The 16,079-nt window shown below is 74.5% G+C and carries 12 protein-coding genes and 1 riboswitch; of the genes, 7 read left to right on the forward strand and 5 right to left on the reverse strand.

All coding sequences use genetic code 11. The features are described from left to right. Positions 1–124: 124 nt before the first annotated feature. Positions 125–1,252: an alpha/beta hydrolase gene (locus CP981_RS09270; protein ID WP_085928242.1), complete on the reverse strand. Its 1,128-nt coding sequence runs from the start codon at positions 1,250–1,252 to the stop codon at positions 125–127. 124 nt (positions 1,253–1,376) lie between these two features. Continuing rightward, entirely contained in the window at positions 1,377–2,045 is a 669-nt protein-coding gene (locus CP981_RS09275) for a class II aldolase/adducin family protein (protein WP_085928241.1), read from the reverse strand. A 387-nt stretch (positions 2,046–2,432) separates the two neighbouring features. On the opposite strand from CP981_RS09275, the gene CP981_RS09280 reads away from it, so the two are divergent. Both CP981_RS09280 and CP981_RS09285 read left to right on the forward strand, forming a co-directional pair. Then, entirely contained in the window at positions 2,433–3,737 is a 1,305-nt protein-coding gene (locus CP981_RS09280) for an inorganic phosphate transporter (RefSeq protein ID WP_085928240.1), read from the forward strand. Positions 3,738–3,761: 24 nt separating this feature from the next. Further along, positions 3,762–3,998 (forward strand): hypothetical protein, encoded by a 237-nt coding sequence (locus CP981_RS09285; protein ID WP_085928239.1) that lies wholly within the window; start codon positions 3,762–3,764, stop codon positions 3,996–3,998. Between the two features lie 47 nt (positions 3,999–4,045). On the opposite strand, the gene CP981_RS09290 is transcribed toward CP981_RS09285, so the two are convergent. Genes CP981_RS09290 through CP981_RS09300 form a run of 3 tightly spaced genes read right to left on the reverse strand, consistent with a single transcriptional unit; the run spans position 4,046 to position 8,513 of the window. Further along, on the reverse strand, positions 4,046–5,449 hold the full coding sequence (locus CP981_RS09290; protein WP_085928238.1) for an extracellular solute-binding protein: 1,404 nt from the start codon (positions 5,447–5,449) through the stop codon (positions 4,046–4,048). Then, positions 5,446–8,070 (reverse strand): caspase family protein, encoded by a 2,625-nt coding sequence (locus tag CP981_RS09295; protein ID WP_085928237.1) that lies wholly within the window; start codon positions 8,068–8,070, stop codon positions 5,446–5,448. Before CP981_RS09295 ends, CP981_RS09290 begins: the two co-directional genes overlap by 4 nt. Positions 8,071–8,075: 5 nt before the next feature. Continuing rightward, positions 8,076–8,513: a hypothetical protein gene (locus CP981_RS09300; protein ID WP_085928236.1), complete on the reverse strand. Its 438-nt coding sequence runs from the start codon at positions 8,511–8,513 to the stop codon at positions 8,076–8,078. A 203-nt stretch (positions 8,514–8,716) separates the two neighbouring features. Continuing rightward, positions 8,717–8,866, forward strand: a riboswitch (cobalamin riboswitch). A gap of 153 nt (positions 8,867–9,019) precedes the next feature. On the opposite strand from CP981_RS09300, the gene CP981_RS09305 reads away from it, so the two are divergent. The 5 genes from CP981_RS09305 (at position 9,020) to CP981_RS09325 (ending at position 15,963) form a co-directional block, all read left to right on the forward strand. Then, on the forward strand, positions 9,020–10,102 hold the full coding sequence (locus CP981_RS09305) for a cobalamin biosynthesis protein (protein ID WP_167536072.1): 1,083 nt from the start codon (positions 9,020–9,022) through the stop codon (positions 10,100–10,102). Positions 10,103–10,211: 109 nt separating this feature from the next. After that, a complete protein-coding gene (locus CP981_RS09310; protein WP_085928235.1) occupies positions 10,212–11,783 on the forward strand; it encodes a cobyric acid synthase in 1,572 nt (523 codons plus the stop codon). 55 nt (positions 11,784–11,838) lie between these two features. Next, complete coding sequence (locus CP981_RS09315) at positions 11,839–13,950, forward strand: putative cobaltochelatase (RefSeq protein ID WP_085928234.1); 2,112 nt, start codon at positions 11,839–11,841, stop codon at positions 13,948–13,950. Continuing rightward, positions 13,950–14,546 carry a cob(I)yrinic acid a,c-diamide adenosyltransferase gene (gene cobO / locus CP981_RS09320; RefSeq protein ID WP_042161622.1) on the forward strand — a complete coding sequence of 199 codons (597 nt, stop codon included), beginning with the start codon at positions 13,950–13,952 and terminating at the stop codon, positions 14,544–14,546. Before CP981_RS09315 ends, cobO begins: the two co-directional genes overlap by 1 nt. A gap of 16 nt (positions 14,547–14,562) precedes the next feature. Then, entirely contained in the window at positions 14,563–15,963 is a 1,401-nt protein-coding gene (locus CP981_RS09325) for a cobyrinic acid a,c-diamide synthase CobB (protein ID WP_085928233.1), read from the forward strand. Positions 15,964–16,079 lie beyond the last annotated feature (116 nt).

Below are 16,079 nucleotides of genomic sequence, written 5' to 3' on the forward strand. Positions count from 1 at the left end.
CCGGGCCTGGTGGAGGGGGCGGCCTGCGGGAGCCCGCGCCGGTGACCGGGATCCGGGCCGGGGCGGTCCGGGGTCGGGCCGGGGCGGTGACAGGCACACGGGCCGGGGTCGGGCCGGGCCGGGGCTACATGAGCGGCGTGAGGAAGCGCCGCAGCGCTTCTTCGTAGCCCGAGGGGTCGGCGTTCCACATCGCGGCGTGCGGGGCGTGCGGGACCGGCTGAAGCGTGACCAGGTCGGCCCGGCGGGCGGCGAAGGAGCGGGACGCGGTCCAGGGGGCGATCACGTCGTCGGGCCCGTGGAAGAGCAGCGTGGGAATCTCCAGCTCGTCCGGGTCGACGGCGTCGGCGGGATGGCCGAGGGGCACTCCGGTGCTGCCCTCTGCGGCGCGTACCACCAGCGGCAGCAGGGCGCGCGGGATCCGCCGGGCGCCGGCCAGCGCGCGGACCGTGGCGTTCCGGTCGAGGACCGGGGAGTCCAGGACCAGGCCGCTGATCCGGTCGCGGAGCGCGGAGTGGGTGGCGGCGCGCAGGGCCATGGTCGCGCCGGTGGACCAGCCGTGGAGGACGACGTTCCGGGCGCCGTAGCGCAGGGCGTAGCGGATCGCCGCGTCCAGGTCGCGCCACTCGGTGTCGCCGAGGTGGTTGACGCCGTCGACGGTGCGCGGGGCGCCGAGGTCGTTGCGGTAGGACAGGTCGAGGACCGGCAGCCGGTGGCGGTGCAGGAACGGCATGACCACCATGGGGTGTTCGCGGGTGGTGCCCAGGCCGTGTGCGGTGATGACCCAGGTGTCGCGGACGCCGGGGACGAACCATGCCGGGAGGGAGCCGAGTTCGCCGGGGATGTCGACGTCGGCGCAGTCCAGGCCGAGCGCGTCCCGGGGGTTGCCGAGGTGCACCTGGGGGGTGAGCCGCATCCGGTTGCCCGGCCCGAGGGTGCCGTGGGTGACCCGTACCAGGCGGCGGACGACCGCGTCGGCGGGGTGCGGGACGCCGTGGACGACATCGCCGAGCACCGCATGGCAGCCGGAGCCGGTGAGCCCGTATGTGCCGGGGCGCAGGGACGCCAGGCTGCGGGTGAGGGCGATGCGCTCCTCGGTGGCGGAGTGCACGGTGAGGCGGGAGTCGCCCGGGAAGGGCTGGTCCGGCGATGGTTTCAGGGCAATGTCACTGGCGTACCGGCCGACCGCCACGGCGGCCGCCCCGGCACCTATCACGGTGATGGCGGCCACGGCCGCCGCAGTACCCAGGCGCACCTCACCAGTGTGCGCAGCGGTGCCGGGGGCGGCCACCGGGCGGAGTCGGGCGGGTGACCGGGCGGGGCGCCGGGCGGGCCCGGGGCGGCGGACGGGGTACGGGCCGCCGCCCCGGGACGGGCGTTCAGCCCTGGTCGCGGTCCTGCTGGCCGTAGCCGCGCAGCCGGCCGGCGGCCGCGTCGAGCTGCCCGGCGGACAGCAGGTTCGGCGTACGGCCCGGTACGGAGCTCGCGGCGAGCCACACCCGGCACATCCATTCCAGCTGGGCGGTGCGGTCCAGCGCCTGGTCGAGGCTGTCGCCGTAGGTGATCGTGCCGTGGTTCTCCAGCAGACAGCCGGTGCGGTCGCGGAGCGCCTCGCCTATGTTCGCGGCGAGCTCGTCGCTGCCGTACAGGGCGTAGGGGGCGACACGGACGGGGCCGCCGAGCGCCGCGGCCATGTAGTGGACCGGCGGGAGTTCGGGGACGAGGGTGGAGACGGCGGTGGCGTACGGGGCGTGGGTGTGGACGACGGCGGTGGCCGTGGTGGTGCGGTAGACCGTCAGATGCATCGGGAGTTCGCTGGTCGGCCGGAGCGCGCCGATGATCTGGCGGCCTTCGAGGTCGACCGCGGTGGTGTCGCCGGGGCCGAGCCGGTCGTAGGGGACGCCGCTGGGGGTGACCAGGACCAGGTCCCTGATGCGGCGCGAGACATTGCCCGAGGTGCCGACGACCAGGCCGTCGGTGACCGTTCGGCGGGCGGTGGCGACCAGCTCGCTCCAGGCGGCGGCGAGGTCGGCGGGGTGGTCCTTCATGGGTCCTCCGGCGCGGTGCGGCGAAAGCGGATGCGGTGCGCGACACCGTACGAGCGGGCCGGGGCACCGTACGTCGTGGGTCCGCCCGCACGGTATCCCCCAGATGGGGACACCTGTGCAGGTACCGGGAACTGACCTGATTTGAGCTCTCCTGGGTGGCTCGCCCTTACCGTCGAGGGGGATCCACGACCAGCAGGGACCGCGGGGAACGGCTCGTCGGTGAAGCGCAGGAAGTTCGCCAACGGGTGATGCGGAAGTGACGCCGGAGGCGCCTCCGCGTGAACACTGCGGTGGTGTCACCGACGCGCCCGTCCCAGTTCATCCTCCGTTCACCCGCTCTCCGTACGGTCCCAGCGACACTGACCTTCGAACTGATTGCCTGGGTGAATGGAACACATCACGCTTCTCATCGGGATCGTGATCGTCACGGCCTTGGTGTTCGACTTTACGAACGGCTTCCACGACACGGCCAACGCGATGGCCACCACCATTTCCACCGGGGCCTTGCGACCCAAGACCGCGGTGGCGATGTCGGCAGTCCTCAACCTCGTCGGCGCGTTCCTGTCCGTTGAGGTGGCCAAGACCATCTCCGGGGGGATCATTGACGAGGCCGCCGGCATCAGACCTGAAGTGATCTTCGCCGGCCTGGTCGGCGCGATCGTCTGGAACCTGCTGACCTGGCTCGCGGGTCTCCCCTCCAGCTCTTCCCACGCCCTCTTCGGCGGTCTGATCGGCGCGACCCTGGTGTCGGTCGGCACCCACGGTGTGCACGGTGACGCGGTCGTGATGAAGGTCCTGATCCCGGCGGTGGCCGCCCCGATCGTCGCCGGCCTGGCCGCGATGGCGGCGACCCGGCTCACCTACCGGCTGACCCGCAACCGCGACGAGGCGGACACCGCCAAGGGCTACCGCGCGGGGCAGATCGCCTCCGCCGCCCTGGTCTCCCTCGCCCACGGCACCAACGACGCCCAGAAGACGATGGGTGTGATCACGCTCGCGCTGATCACCGGCGGAGTGGTCGCCCCGCACGCCGACCCGCCGCTGTGGGTCATCGCCTCGGCCGGTGTCGCCATCGCGCTCGGCACGTACCTGGGCGGCTGGCGGATCATCCGCACGATGGGCAAGGGCATCACCGACATCCAGCCGCCGCAGGGCTTCGCCGCCCAGACCGGCGCCGCGGCCACCATCCTGGCCTCCTCCCACCTCGGCTTCGCGCTCTCCACCACCCAGGTCTGCTCCGGCTCCGTGATGGGCTCGGGCCTGGGCCGCAAGGGCGGCGTGGTGCGCTGGTCCACGGCCGGCCGGATGGTCGCCGCCTGGGGCCTGACGCTGCCGGCCGCCGGTGCGGTCGCCGCGGGTGCCGCGTTCCTCGCCGGTCAGGGCGACTGGGGCGTGGCGGCGGTGGCGGTGCTCGGACTGGGCATCTGCGGTGCGATCTGGGCCGCCTCCCGGCGCAAGCCGATCGACCACACCAACGTCAACGAAGGTCCCGCGGCCGAGCCGGTGGGCGTGGTGACCGCCGCGCTGCGTACCGTCTCCCCGCCCCCGGCGGGCCAGCAGGCCCCGGCGGCCGACGCTCCGGCCGACGCCGCTCCGGCCGACGCCCCGGAAGCCGCCGGGATTCCGGCCCAGGCATCCGGCGCCGACACCTCCACCACCCCGCGCGCCAAGGCCGCGACGGTCACCCGCTAGCTGTCATCACCTAAGGAAAACTCCATGAGCATCGACTGGGCAGCTCTCGGCCAGGTCTTCGGCGTGACCCTCGTGGTGACGGTCGGGATCGTGGGCCTGTTCACCGTCGGCATCGCCGGCACGTCCCGCAAGGCGGGCCAGGAGGGTGCGGCCGCCGCGGTCGCCGCACCGGCTGCGGGCGCACGGGCCGGCGCGCTGGCCGCCTTCGGCCTCTGCGCGGTGGCGGTGGCCTATGGCATCTATCTGATCGTGGCCGGCTGACGCCGCCGCCACGACGGACCGGGTGAGGCGCCCGGCGGACCCCGGCATCAGCCGTCGTCCGCCGGGCGCCTCGTCCGTTGTCCGCCGCGTCCGTCGAGCGCGTCATCGGCCTGCCGGGCCAGCCGGTCGGCGATGGCGGTGCCGCCGGGGCCGTTGAGGTAGGCGGACACCCCGATCTGTACGACCTTGCTGAAGGTCTGGTAGTGGGCGCTGCGCGGGCGCGGTGCGGCCGCCATCAGCGCCGCGTGCAGGGTGCGGGGGTCGGGCCGGGGCTCCGGCCGTCCCGTGGCGCCGTGCTCACCGCGTTCCGCGTCGCCGGGCGGCAGCGGGCAGTGTGGTGCCGTGGCCGCGTCCCGGTAGGCCGAGTCGCGGGTGGCCGCGAACCCCCGCTCCAGCAGGCAGCGTTCGCTCCCGGGGCCGGTCAGCGCCTCGATCAGGGACCGGGCGCCGGCCAGCCGGGTGCTGCCGGCCGCGAGGGCGAGGTTCTGCCCGCCCAGCACGGACATCCGTTTGCCGTCGCTGGGGCGGGCCGGCAGCTGGGTGACGTCGAACTGCTCGCCGGGCGTGAGCTTCTCGGCGACCGAGGCGTACTCGACCGGCCAGTTGCGCATGAACAGCGCGCGGCCGTCGGCGAACCAGCGGCGGCTCTCCGTCTCGTCCATCGTGGTGGCCTCGTGCGGCATGATCGAGTCGAGCCGGACCTTGAGGTCGGCGATGCCCTGCTGGAGCGCGCCGATCTGCTCGCCCTTGGTGAAACTGGTGGCGTCCGGGTCGCCGCCGTTGACCCAGGCCGACTCCAGGGTGTTGACGGTCAGCCCCTCGTAGGGCCGCAGTTGGGCGACCATGCCGTACATCCTGGGCCGCTGCTTCTTGTGGCCGGTGGCGGCGTCCCGGGCGGCCTCGCGGTTGTAGTCCTGCGCCACCTCGGTCGCCACGTCCTTCAGCTCGCCCCAGTTGGACGGGGCGCCGTGGCCGTACGCGCGCAGGATGTCCTTGCGGTAGTAGAGCAGCCCGGCGTCGGTGTTGAAGGGCACCCCCCACACCTTGCCGTCGTACTCCACCGTCTTGGCCACGCTGTCGAGGAAGTCGCCGTCCAGGGCCGTGGCCCAGGGCCGGATCACGCCCGCCTCGGCGAACTCCGCGGTCCAGGCGACATCGAGGTTGAGCACGTCGTAGCCGCCGCTGCCGGACTGGCCCGCCGCCAGCAGCTGGCTGCGCTGGCCGTCGGCGGTGTCCGGGAGTTTGACGATCCGGACCGTACGGCCGGTGCGCCGCTCCCAGTCGTGGATCAGGTCCTGGCGGACGCCCGAGCTGCTGAGGTCGCTGCCGGTGGCGAGGACGATCGCGCCCTTCTCCGGAACGAGTTGCTCCCCCGGCGTGCAGCCGCTCGCCGCGAGCGTCAGGGCGAGACAGGCCAGGGCGGCGGGTGCGGCGGTGCGTGGCGCGGTCATCGGTCCCCCTTCGTGGCCGTGCCGATGGAGGCGATCCGGCCGGCCAGGGTGTCGACGGCCTGCGGGCCGCCGGGCACACACTGGCCGTGGGAGGCGTCGGCCAGCCGCTGGAGGGCGAAGGTGTCACAGCCGTTCTTGCCCAGCGCCAGCACCAGGACGGGCACTTCGGGGCCCTCCTCCACGAGGGTGCCGAGGGTCCGCTCCACGCCCGCCGCGCGCTCCGGGCCCGCGCCGTCGTCCTGGTCGAGGATCAGCACGATGGCTTTGTTGGTGGCCGGGGACTTCTTCATCCGGCGCACCGCGCGGGTCAGCGCCTCCTCCATCGCGGCGCCGTGGTCGACGAGTTCGCCGCCCGCGATCCGGTTCAGCGCGGCCCGGCCCGGTGCCGGGTCGGCGCTGCCGGGCCGGACGAGCTCGCGCACCGCGTCGGCGTCGGTGGGGTGCGCACGGTCCGGGAAGGCCCACAGGCCGTAGGTGTGGCGTGCGCCGACCATCTCCAGGACGCGCCCGGCCGCGCGCACGGCGGTCGGCAGCCGGCCGCCGTCGGCCATGGAGGTGGAGGTGTCGAGGAGGATCAGCACCTGGCTGGACTTCTGGGCCTTGTCGTAGCCGTCCAGCACCTGGGACACCTGGTCCGGGCCCGCTGTGAAGGCGACGGTGGGGGCGAGGAGGCTGATGTCCGCGCGGCTGTCGAGCAGCGGTGAGCCCGCTCCCGGGCCGGTGCCGTGCACACCGCGGTAGCCCTGGGCGGTGAGGGTGCGCTGGCCGCCGTCCGCGGCGCGCAGCCAGGTCGCGAAGCCCGCCACGGCGGCCTGCCGTGGGGTGGCGTCCCTGGTGCCGTGCCAGTCGACCCGGATCAGGGGGTGGTCGAGGGCGGGGACGTGCCGGGGGTAGTAGGCGACGTAGCGGTCGCGGAGCGGGAGCGGGGCGTCCAGGGCCGGGCAACTGCCGGTGGCCCGGCCGAGGTTGTAGTCGGCGAGGGACTTCTCCGAGACCAGGGGCGCGGACCGGGTACGGTCGACGGAGCCGGCGGCGTCCGCGTCGGGGCGCAGCGAACACAGCAGTTCGGTGCTGCCCGCGTACTGGCTGCCGGGGGCGGACAGCCGCTCCTCGGCGTGCCGGGCGAGGGTGAGGTCGGGCGCGCCGGAGGAGGCGGCGTCCGAGCCGTCGTGGGCGAGGTAGAGGCCGAGGGTGTGCAGCAGTCCGGTGCCGGAGAGCACCGGGCTCGGGCGCAGCAGCCGGAGGTCGCGGTGGGTGCGGTCGGTGCCGGTGAGCAGTTCCCGCCAGGAGGCGCCGGCCGGTTCGACGTCGTCCAGCCGGCGGTGTGCCGGGATGCCGACGACCAGCGGCGTGTAGGCGACCGGGGCGCTGTAGTGCAGGGTCGCCGGGGAGCCCTTGGCGGGCATCCCGCGGCGGGCCTCGTAGTAGTCGGCGGTGGATTCGGGGATCCAGATGTCGGGCTGGGGTCCGGGCCGGTAGAGGGGGTCGATGCCCTTGTCGTCCGGCCCGTCCTTGCCGGTGCCGTGGGCCTCGCCCTGCCAGCGGCCGGCGGCGGCGAAGCCCTGGTCGACCTGGTCCTTGGCGGCGGAGTAGACGGTGATCTGGGCGCGCCGGCAGCCGTCGGGGAGGTCGCCCTCACCGCTGAGGGGCCGGGTGTTGGCGGCGGACATCTCGTAGTCGAAGGCCGCCTGGCGCAGCGCGGGTTCGGCCTCGGGGGTGGTGAGCAGCCGCAGTTCGAGGGCGGGCGGGCAGGCTACGGCCGCGCCCGGGAGGTTCAGCAGGACGATGCCCGCGGTGGCCGGTACGGCGATGATCGCCAGCACCATCAGGATCCGGAACCAGTGCCGGAAGGAGGTGTTCAGCCGGCGCCGTAAGCGGATCCGCAGCGGGGTGGGCGGCCGGATCCCGGGGGTGGCGAAGGACAGGATGACGTCGTCGACGGTGTTCTGCTTGGCCGAGCGGGGCTCCCAGACGTCGCCCATCGGGGTCCGCTCGCCGGCCAGTTGGGCCCGCAGCTCCCGGACGAGGTCCTCGAAGGTGACGAACCGCTTGCCGGGGATGCCCTGTTCCAGGATCTGCCGCAGGGCGCGGGTGAAGACACTGCCGCCGGTGGGCTCCTCGCCGCTGAAGATCCGGCGGTTGGGCTGTGCGGCCATCAGCAGCGAGGTGGGGGTGCGGCAGGCGTGGAAGGCCTCCCCGGCGTTGCCGGCGTAACAGCACTCCAGGACGATCACGATCCGGTCGGCCCGCGCGTTGTCCAGGTAGGACAGCACCGTGTCCTGCCAGGAGACGGTTTTGTGCCGCCGTTCCGAGGCACCGACCATGAGCTGGAGATTGCCGCCGTCCCGCCCCACCCGGCCGTGGCCGGAGAAGTACACCAGCAGCAGCCCGCGGGCCTCCTGGGTGACGGCGTCCAGGGCCTGTTCGACCTCCCAGGGCTCCTGGGGCCGGCAGATGACGACCTCGCCCTTGGTGAAGAGGTCGGTGCCGGGGGCCAGCAGGACGCGTTCGAGTTCCCCGGGGTTGTCCCGCACCGCGGGCAGCGGCCGCAGATGCCGGTAGTCGTCGACGCAGATCAGCAGCGCCCGGTTGACCTTGCCCCGTGCGTCGTATTCGGACATCCGGCTCAGTCCCCGGCGGTGCTGGTGCCCCCGCTCGCCGGGCTGCCGGGATCGGGGCGTTCGGGGGCCGCGGCGCCCGGTCCCGGCTCGCCCAGTGCGCGCAGTTCGCCGTCCCCGCCGCCGACCGCCACGGCGGGCCGTTCGCCGGTGTCGCGTTCCTCCCTGCGGCGGCGCAGCCACTCGCGCAGGGCGATACCCATGCTCTTGGTGATCTCGGCGGCGACCGCGCCGACCACGACCAGGATCAGGTCGTCGACGCCGATGGCCATGTCGCCGGGGCCGTCGTCGCGCTCCCCCGCCGGCCTCAGTTCCCACTCGTGCGACCGCCGGTTCAGCCAGGGCTCGCGCTCCAGCCACGCCTTGAGGTCCTCGACGTCCTGCTCAGGATTGTTCGTGCCCGTGATCCTGATACGGATCTCATGTCGGTCAGCGCGCTGCGGCATCCCCCGGCCCCCTTCCGGCGGCCCCTTCGCCGCCGTGCACCAGATAGTGACGCGGGATCAGGTGTGCGGGCAACCGTCCGTGACCCCTCAGCCACGCTGTGGCGTGCACCACAGCGCCTGCCACAGGGCAGCGTCGCAGGTCAAGGGTGAGTTGACGGCGTTCGCGGGGCGTGGTGGACTGCCGGAGCCAATCGGCGACAGCAGAGGAAGTCCGGTGCGAATCCGGCGCGGTCCCGCCACTGTCACCGGGGAGCGTTCCTCCAGCGAAGGCCACGGTCCGCCTCGCATACGTCGGATGACGTACGCGGGACTGGAAGGCCGGAGGACACGCCGATCCGGGAGCCAGGAGACTCTGGTCGCCGTCACGTCGAGCCAGGGCGCGGACCCTGAGTGAGGACATACCGCCATGCCCGGCCGCCCCTTGAGATCTCCACTGCCCGCTGCCGCAGGGCTCCTTCGGGCCCGGGCGGGACGTCACGGACGCGCCCGCACGGCGGTCTGACCCGATGCGCGGCGAACACGCGGGATATGTGTACGGCGCGGCCCTCGGCTTTCTCGGCGACCTGATCGCGGCGGATCCGCGGCGCGGCCATCCGGTGGCCGCGTTCGGCCGGGCCGCGGGTGCCGTCGAGCGCCGGCTGTGGCGCGACCACCGCGGTTACGGGGCGGCTCATGCCGTGCTGTGTGCGGGCGGGGCCGCCGCCGGTGCCGCGCTGCTGCAGCGCGCCGTGCGGGGCGGCGCTCCCGCTGCTCCGCTGTCGCTCCGTGGTGGCGCCGGGATCGCGCTGACCGCGGCGACGGTCTGGGCCGTGCTGGGCGGCACCTCGCTGGGCCGGGAGGCGCGGGCCGTCGGCGGGGCGCTGACGGCGGGTGATCTGGACGTGGCACGGGAGCGGCTGCCGCATCTGTGCGGGCGCGATCCGCAGGCGCTGGACGGGCCGCAGATGGCCCGTGCGGTGGTGGAGTCCGTCGCCGAGAACACCTCCGACGCGGTGGTCGGCGCCCTGGTATGGGGCGCGTTGGGCGGAGTGCCCGGCCTGGTGGCGTTCCGCGCGGTGAACACCCTGGACGCGATGGTGGGGCACAAGTCGCCGCGCTACCGCCGTTTCGGCTGGGCCGCGGCCCGGCTCGACGATCTCGCCGGCTGGCCCGGCTCCCGGCTGACCGCCGCGCTGACCGTGCTCGCGGGCCCCGACCGGCGCGGTGCGCTGCGGGCCTGGCGGGCGGACGGCGGTGCGCATCCGAGCCCCAACGCGGGCCCGGTGGAGGCGTCGTTCGCGGGTGCGCTGGGCGTACGGCTGGGCGGCAGGCTGGCGTACGGCGGGCGGGTGGAGGACCGTCCGGTGCTCAACGGCGCGGCGCCGCCGGTGGCGGTGCCGGACATCGAACGGGCGGTGCGGCTCTCCCGCAGGGTGAACGTGCTGGCACTGGTGACGACGGTGGCGGCGCGGGCGGCGGTCGGCGCTGCGCGGGCGGCGGCGGCTCGGAGAGCGGCGGCTCGGGGAGCGGTGACTGCGGCGGCTCGGGGGGCCGGGGGGCGCGGGCGGGTGGCGGGCTCGGTCCGCGGGCGTGAGGCGGGGCCGGTATGAGGCCGTCCGTTTTTTCCCCGCCGCCCACCCCCCTTCGGGGGGTGGGCGGGTGTAGTGACCCGGAGCGGGTGGGCGGGTGTAGTGACCCGAAGCGCAGGAGGAGGACCCGGTGAACGGGCGGTTGAAGGCAGCCGGCGGGGTGGTCGGCGGTGGCCTGTTGGTGGCCGGGACGACGTCCGACGCCGGTAAGAGCGTGGTGACGGCCGGGATCTGCCGCTGGCTGGTCCGGCAGGGCGTCCGGGTGGCGCCCTTCAAGGCACAGAACATGTCGCTGAATTCGTTCGTCACGCGCGAGGGCGCGGAGATCGGACGGGCCCAGGCGATGCAGGCCGCCGCGGCGCGGGTGGAGCCGACCGCGCTGATGAACCCCGTCCTGCTCAAGCCGGGCAGTGACCGCAGCAGCCAGGTGGTGCTGCTGGGGAAGCCGGTGGGCGAGCTCAGCGCCCGGGGGTACTTCGGGGGGACGTCCCCAGGGGAGGCGCAGTACGCGGGCCGCCGGGAGCAGTTGCTCGGGACGGTGACCGACTGCCTCCAGGAGCTGCGGCGTACCCATGACGCGGTGATCTGTGAGGGCGCCGGCAGTCCCGCCGAGATCAATCTGCGGCGTACCGACATCGTGAACATGGGCCTCGCACGGGCCGCCCGTATCCCGGCGGTGGTGGTCGGTGACATCGACCGCGGCGGGGTGTTCGCCTCGTTCTTCGGCACCACCGCTCTGCTGTCCAAGGAGGACCAGGCGCTGATCGCGGGGTACATGGTCAACAAGTTCCGGGGCGATGTGACGCTGCTGGAGCCGGGCCTTGCGATGCTGCGCGGCCTCACGGGGCGGCAGACGCTGGGCGTGCTGCCCTTCGCGCACGGGCTCGGCATCGACGAGGAGGACGGTCTGCGGGTCTCGCTGCGCGGCGCGGTGCGCGAGAGCGTGGTGGCACCACCGCACGGGGCGGATGTGCTGCGGGTGGCGGTCTGTGCCGTCCCGCTGATGTCGAACTTCACGGACGTGGACGCGCTGGCCGCCGAACCGGGCGTGGTGGTGCGGTTCGTGGACCGGCCCGAGGAGCTGGCCGACGCCGACCTGGTGGTGCTGCCGGGGACCCGGGGCACCGTACGGGCGCTGGCATGGCTGCGGGAGCGCGGCCTGGCGGACGCGATCGCCCGGCGGGCCGCCGGGGGGCGCCCGGTGCTGGGCATCTGCGGCGGCTTCCAGATGCTGGGCGAGCGCATCGAGGACGAGGTCGAGTCGAAGGCGGGCGTGGTCGACGGGCTGGGGCTGCTGCCCGTACGGGTGCGGTTCGCGGCGGAGAAGACGCTCGCGCGGCCGGCCGGCGAGGCGCTGGGCGAGCCGGTGGAGGGCTACGAGATCCACCACGGGGTCGCCGAAGTGACCGGCGGAGAGGAACAGTTCCTGGACGGCTGCCGGACCGGCTCCGTATGGGGCACGCACTGGCACGGCTCCCTGGAGAGCGACGGCTTCCGCCGGGCCTTCCTGCGGCGGGTCGCGGCGGACGCGGGCCGGGCCTTCGTCCCGGCCCCCGACACCCGTTTCGGCGTGCTGCGCGAGGAGCAGCTGGACCGGCTGGGCGATCTGATCGAGGAGCACGCGGACACCGCCGCGCTGTTGCGGCTGCTGGAGGAAGGGGTGCCGGAGGGACTGCCGTTCGTGCCTCCGGGGGCGCCATGAGGGGTACGCACACGACGAATCCGGAGTTCGACGGCGACATGGAGGACGACACAGCATGACGACCGCGCACAACACGACCCCGCAGTACCCCTTCACCGCGGTGGTCGGGATGGACGATCTGCGGCTCGCGCTGCTGCTGAACGCGGTGAGCCCCGCGGTGGGCGGCGTGCTGGTCCGAGGCGAGAAGGGCACCGCCAAGAGCACCGCCGTCCGGGCGCTGTCGGCGCTGATGCCGGCGGTGGACGTGGTCGGCGGCTGCCGCTTCGCCTGCGCCCCGGACGCGCCCGACCCGGGCTGTCCCGACGGGCCGCACGAGACCGGCGCCGTCGAGGAGCGCCCGACGCGGATGGTCGAACTCCCCGTCGGCGCCTCCGAGGACCGGCTGGTCGGCGCGCTGGACATCGAGCGGGCGCTGTCGGAGGGCGTGAAGGCCTTCGAGCCGGGCCTGCTGGCGGACGCGCACCGCGGCATCCTGTACGTCGACGAGGTCAATCTGCTCCATGACCACCTCGTGGACCTGCTGCTGGACGCGGCCGCCATGGGTGCCTCGTACGTCGAGCGCGAGGGGGTCTCCGTACGGCACGCGGCCCGCTTCCTGCTCGTCGGGACGATGAACCCCGAAGAGGGCGAGCTGCGGCCGCAGTTGCTGGACCGGTTCGGGCTCACGGTCGAGGTCGCCGCCTCCCGCGAGCCCGACGAGCGGGTGACGGTCGTCCGGCGCCGGCTGGCCTACGACGCCGATCCGGCCGGTTTCGCGGCGGACTGGGCGGCCGAGGAGGACGCGCTGCGCGGGCGGATCGCCGCGGCCCGGGAGCTGCTGCCGCGGGTGACGCTGGGCGATGCGGCGCTCCGGCAGATCGCCGCGACCTGTGCCGCGTTCGAGGTGGACGGGATGCGCGCGGACATCGTGATGGCGCGCACCGCCACCGCGCTGGCCGCCTGGGCGGGGCGGACGGACGTCCTGGAGGAGGACGTGCGGCAGGCGGCGCTGCTGGCGCTGCCGCACCGCCGGCGCCGCAATCCCTTCGACGCCCCCGGCCTGGACGAGGACAAACTCGACCAGACGCTGGAGGAGTTCGGGGCGGACGAGGGCACGGGCGGCGACGACGATCCGGAGCCGGACGGTCCGGACGGCGGTCCCGACCGGGGCGGCCCGGACGGCGGCGGTCCGGAGGGCGGCGGACAGCCGCCGCAGGACGGCGGGCAGGAGGAGGCCCCACTGCCGCCGGAGGCCGAACTCCCCCACCAGCAGGAGCGGGAGGCCCCGCAGGCACCGCAGGCCTCCGAGCAGCCCGAGCCCGAGAGCGCGCCGCAGGGAGGCGCCGCCGGGGAGAAGGCGGCGGTCGGGGCCACCGAGCCGTTCCGCACCCGGCGGCTGGATGTGCCGGGCCTGGGCGAGGGCGCGGACGGCCGCCGCTCCCGGGCCCGTACCGCGCACGGCCGGACGACCGGCGCCCGCCGTCCCCAAGGCGCCCTGGGCAAGCTGCATCTGGCGGCGACCGTGCAGGCCGCGGCGCCGCACCAGCGGTCCCGCGGCCGCGCCGGGCGGGGACTGGTGGTGCGCCGGGACGATCTGCGCGAGGCGGTCCGCGAGGGGCGGGAGGGCAATCTGGTCCTGTTCGTCGTGGACGCCTCCGGTTCGATGGCGGCGCGGAAGCGGATGAGCGCGGTCAAGGGCGCGGTGCTCTCGCTGCTGCTGGACGCCTACCAGCGGCGCGACAAGATCGGCCTGATCACCTTCCGCGGCACCGGCGCCGAGCTGGCGCTGCCCCCGACCTCCTCGGTCGAGGCGGGCGCGGCACGGCTGGAGCAGCTGCCGACGGGCGGCCGTACGCCGCTGTCCGAGGGCCTGCTGCGGGCCCATGAGGTGCTGCGGGTGGAGCGGATGCGGGATGCCTCGCGGCGGCCGCTGCTCGTGGTCGTCACCGACGGCCGGGCGACCGGTGGCCCGGAGCCCGTCGTCCGGGCCGCCCGCGCCGCCCGGCTGCTGGCCGGTGAGGGCACCGCGTCGGTGGTCGTGGACTGTGAGGCGGGCCCGGTGCGGCTGGGTCTCGCGGGCGAGCTGGCCCGGGAGCTCCAGGGCACCGCGATCACCCTAGACGAACTGCGCGCGGACAGTGTCTCCGCGCTCGTACGGACCGTGCAGGGCAACAGGAAGGCCGCGTAATGCCGCAGGGACAGCCGTCCGTCGTACCGAACGACGGGCTCACCACCCGCCAGCGTCGCAACCGTCCGCTGGTGTTCGTCCACACCGGCCAGGGCAAGGGCAAGTCCACCGCCGCCTTCGGGCTGGCGCTGCGCGCCTGGAACCAGGGCTGGCCGGTCGGGGTGTTCCAGTTCGTGAAGTCGGCGAAGTGGAAGGTCGGCGAGGAGCGGGCGCTGAAGGTGCTCGGGGAGTCCGGTGAGGGCGGCACCGTCGCCTGGCACAAGATGGGCGAGGGCTGGTCCTGGGTGCAGCGCGACATCGCCTCCAGCGAGGACGCGGCGCGCGAGGGCTGGGAGCAGGTCAAGCGGGATCTGGCCGCGGAGACCTACAAGCTGCTGGTGCTCGACGAGTTCGCGTACCCGCTGAAGTGGGGCTGGATCGACACCGAGGAGGTGGTGTCGGTGCTGCGCGACCGCCCCGGTACGCAGCATGTCGTCATCACCGGGCGGAACGCCCCCGAGGCGCTGCTGGACTTCGCCGATCTGGTGACGGACATGACCAAGGTCAAGCACCCCATGGACACGGGCCAGAAGGGCCAGCGGGGCATCGAATGGTGAACAGGGAGCACAGCGCGTGAGCAGCGGGTCGATTCCACGGCTGGTGATCGCCGCACCGTCGTCCGGCGCGGGCAAGACGACGGTGGCCACCGGCCTGATGGCGGCGTTCGCCGAGGCCGGGCTCACGGTGTCGCCGCACAAGGTGGGTCCCGACTACATCGACCCCGGCTACCACTCCCTGGCGACCGGCCGCCCCGGCCGCAATCTGGACGCCTATCTGTGCGGGCCGGACCGGATCGCGCCGCTGTTCCTGCACGGGGCGGCGGGCGCCGATCTCGCGCTCGTCGAGGGCGTGATGGGGCTGTTCGACGGGGCGTCCGGAATGGGCGAGCTGTCCTCGACGGCGCATGTCGCGAAGCTGCTGCGGGCGCCGGTGGTACTGGTGGTGGACGCGTCCTCGCAGTCCCGGTCGGTGGCCGCGCTGGTGCACGGCTTCGCCTCCTGGGACCCGGAGGTGCGGCTGGCCGGGGTGATCCTCAACAAGGTCGGCTCGGACCGCCACGAGGAGCTGCTGCGGGAGGCGATGGACTCCTCCGGGGTGCCGGTGCTGGGCGCGCTGCGCCGGGACGGACGGGCCGGTACGCCGTCCCGGCACCTGGGCCTGGTGCCGGTCGCCGAACGGCGGTCCGAGGCGGTGGAGTCGGTGGCCGGACTCGCCGCGCGGATCCGTGCGGGCTGCGATCTGGAGGCGCTGCTGGCGCTGGCGCGTACGGTGCCGGAGCTGCCGGACGCGGCCTGGGACCCGGCGGCGCACCTCGCACCCGCCGAGGGGGCGGCCGCCGCCCCGGAGAAGCCGCTGATCGCCGTCGCGGGCGGCGCCGCGTTCACCTTCTCGTACGCCGAACACGCCGAGCTGCTGGCCGCCGCGGGCGCCGAGGTGGCCCCGTTCGACCCGCTGCGGGACGAGCAACTGCCGCCCGGCACCCAGGGGCTGGTGATCGGCGGCGGCTTCCCCGAGATGTACGCGCCGGATCTGTCGGCGAACGCCCCGCTGCGCGCCGCGGTGGCCGAACTGGCCGCTTCCGGGGCGCCGGTGTCCGCCGAGTGCGCCGGGCTGCTGTACCTCTCCCGGTCCCTGGACGGAAAGCCGATGTGCGGGGTGCTGCCCGCCGAGGCCCGGATGACCGAACGGCTCACCCTCGGCTACCGCGAGGCGGTGGCGCTCTCGGACAACGCGCTGGCCGCGGCCGGCACCCGGGTGCGCGGCCACGAGTTCCATCGCACGGCGCTGGAGCCGGGCGCGGGCGCGGACCCGGCGTGGGGGCTGACGCATCCGGAGCGCCGGGTGGAGGGCTTTGTGGCCGGCGGGGTGCATGCCTCGTATCTGCATGTGCACTGGGCCGCCGAACCGTCGCTGGCCGGGCGGCTGGTGGCGAGCGCGGCACGGAGCGCGGCGGCCCGGGGTGGCGGCCGGTGACCGGCGTACGGCCGGTGGGCGGCGGCAGGCGTCCGGGCCGGGGCACCCGTCAGCGGCCGGGCGCAGCGACCACCAACGGGCCGGCCGGGCGGACCGCGGTCCTGGAGGGGCGGCCC

Origin of the sequence: Streptomyces platensis, assembly GCF_008704855.1 — a bacterium.
GTDB classification, from domain to species: Bacteria; Actinomycetota; Actinomycetes; order Streptomycetales; family Streptomycetaceae; genus Streptomyces; species Streptomyces platensis.

Excerpts from the sequence above, each read along its gene's own strand:
- CP981_RS09275 (WP_085928241.1), bottom strand. The coding sequence starts at position 2,045 with ATGAAGGACCACCCCGCCGACCTCGCCGCCGCCTGGAGCGAGCTGGTC.
- CP981_RS09280 (WP_085928240.1), top strand. The coding sequence starts at position 2,433 with ATGGAACACATCACGCTTCTCATCGGGATCGTGATCGTCACGGCCTTG.
- CP981_RS09285 (WP_085928239.1), top strand. The coding sequence starts at position 3,762 with ATGAGCATCGACTGGGCAGCTCTCGGCCAGGTCTTCGGCGTGACCCTC.
- CP981_RS09290 (WP_085928238.1), bottom strand. The coding sequence starts at position 5,449 with ATGACCGCGCCACGCACCGCCGCACCCGCCGCCCTGGCCTGTCTCGCC.
- CP981_RS09295 (WP_085928237.1), bottom strand. The coding sequence starts at position 8,070 with ATGTCCGAATACGACGCACGGGGCAAGGTCAACCGGGCGCTGCTGATC.
- CP981_RS09300 (WP_085928236.1), bottom strand. The coding sequence starts at position 8,513 with ATGCCGCAGCGCGCTGACCGACATGAGATCCGTATCAGGATCACGGGC.
- CP981_RS09305 (WP_167536072.1), top strand. The coding sequence starts at position 9,020 with ATGCGCGGCGAACACGCGGGATATGTGTACGGCGCGGCCCTCGGCTTT.
- CP981_RS09315 (WP_085928234.1), top strand. The coding sequence starts at position 11,839 with ATGACGACCGCGCACAACACGACCCCGCAGTACCCCTTCACCGCGGTG.
- cobO (WP_042161622.1), top strand. The coding sequence starts at position 13,950 with ATGCCGCAGGGACAGCCGTCCGTCGTACCGAACGACGGGCTCACCACC.